Source organism: Pedobacter sp. 01T416_2 (genome assembly GCF_056398925.1).
The window spans coordinates 1-1593 of record NZ_JBFTQI010001039.1 but is presented as its reverse complement, the minus strand read 5'-3'; the positions used below and the strand labels follow the sequence as shown (position 1 = coordinate 1593).

The following is a 1593-nucleotide window of genomic DNA, read 5'->3' as shown; positions in this document are numbered from 1 at the left end:
GTAGTACGGAAATAGAATTGAGGACGGTATTTGTTGAAGAATGGAGTGTGACGACCACCTTCTGCTTTTGATAATACATAGATCTCAGCTTTGAAATCAGTGTGAGGAGTTACTGAACCTGGTTTACAGATTACCATACCACGACGGATATCAGTTTTCTCAATACCACGTAACAATAAACCTACGTTATCACCAGCTTCACCATAATCTAAGATCTTACGGAACATCTCAACACCAGTTACTGTAGATTTTAAGTTCTCAGCACCCATACCTAAGATTTCAACTGGATCTCCAGAGTTGATTACACCACGCTCGATACGACCAGTTGCTACAGTACCACGACCAGTGATCGAGAATACATCTTCAACAGGCATCAAGAATGGAAGCTCAGTTAAACGTGGAGGAATTGGAATGTAGCTATCAACAGCATCCATTAATTCCATAATTTTTGCTACCCATTTAGCATCTCCGTTCAAACCACCTAAAGCAGAACCTTGAATAACAGGAATATCATCACCAGGGAAATCGTAGAACGATAATAATTCACGAACTTCCATTTCTACTAATTCTAATAATTCAGGATCATCAACCATATCCACTTTGTTCATGAATACAACCAATGAAGGTACACCAACCTGACGAGCCAATAAGATGTGCTCACGAGTTTGTGGCATTGGACCATCAGTAGCAGCAACAACGATAATAGCACCATCCATTTGAGCCGCACCTGTAACCATGTTTTTAACATAATCCGCGTGACCTGGACAATCTACGTGTGCGTAGTGACGGTTTGCAGTTGAATACTCAACGTGCGCAGTATTAATTGTAATACCTCTTTCTTTTTCCTCAGGAGCTGAGTCAATTGAATCGAATGAACGTGCCTCAGATAAACCTGCATCAGCTAAAACTTTTGTAATAGCTGCTGTTAAAGTTGTTTTACCGTGATCGACGTGACCGATTGTACCGATGTTTAAGTGCGGTTTACTACGGTCAAATTTTTCTTTTGCCATTTTATTTATAACTAATTAGTAGGTTAACTTTTTATTAATTTTATTTATTGTTTTGATGCAATGCAACACAAAAAACCTTGTCTACCCTGCATATTAAACAGATTTAACAAAGCTTTATTATCCTGAGCCAACTATGGGAATTGAACCCATGACCTCTTCCTTACCAAGGAAGTGCTCTACCGCTGAGCTAAGTCGGCTTTTTAGTTTCCAGTTCCAGCCTTTAGTTTTAACCAAATAAAAACTGTTACCAATAACTGCCCACTTTCTAATTTTTATTGGAGCGGAAGACGAGGTTCGAACTCGCGACCTATAGCTTGGAAGGCTATCGCTCTACCAACTGAGCTACTTCCGCTTTTAAAAACTAGTGATTGATTGAATGAAAGAATGATAGAAATAATCTCTCATTAAAACATTTGGTCGTTCATTTAAAGTGTGGGGAGAGAAGGATTCGAACCTTCGAAATCTTGCGATAACAGAGTTACAGTCTGTCCCATTTGGCCGCTCTGGAATCTCCCCATTTTCTACTTTAAAATGCTAACACTTTAAAATAAAAAGAGCCTCCTATCGGAATCGAACCAATGAC

The 1593-nt window shown here is 39.2% G+C and carries 1 protein-coding gene and 3 tRNA genes; all 4 read right to left on the bottom strand.

Annotated features, from left to right (window positions below):
- On the bottom strand, nucleotides 1-1010 hold a 1010-nt coding region (gene tuf, locus AC1DPQ_RS27130), incomplete at its 3' end, for an elongation factor Tu (protein WP_477611473.1).
- 125 nt (nucleotides 1011-1135) lie between these two features.
- Nucleotides 1136-1207, bottom strand: a tRNA-Thr gene (locus AC1DPQ_RS27125).
- Between the two features lie 79 nt (nucleotides 1208-1286).
- A tRNA-Gly gene (locus AC1DPQ_RS27120) sits at nucleotides 1287-1362 on the bottom strand.
- Nucleotides 1363-1443: 81 nt separating this feature from the next.
- Nucleotides 1444-1526, bottom strand: a tRNA-Tyr gene (locus AC1DPQ_RS27115).
- Nucleotides 1527-1593: the final 67 nt, after the last annotated feature.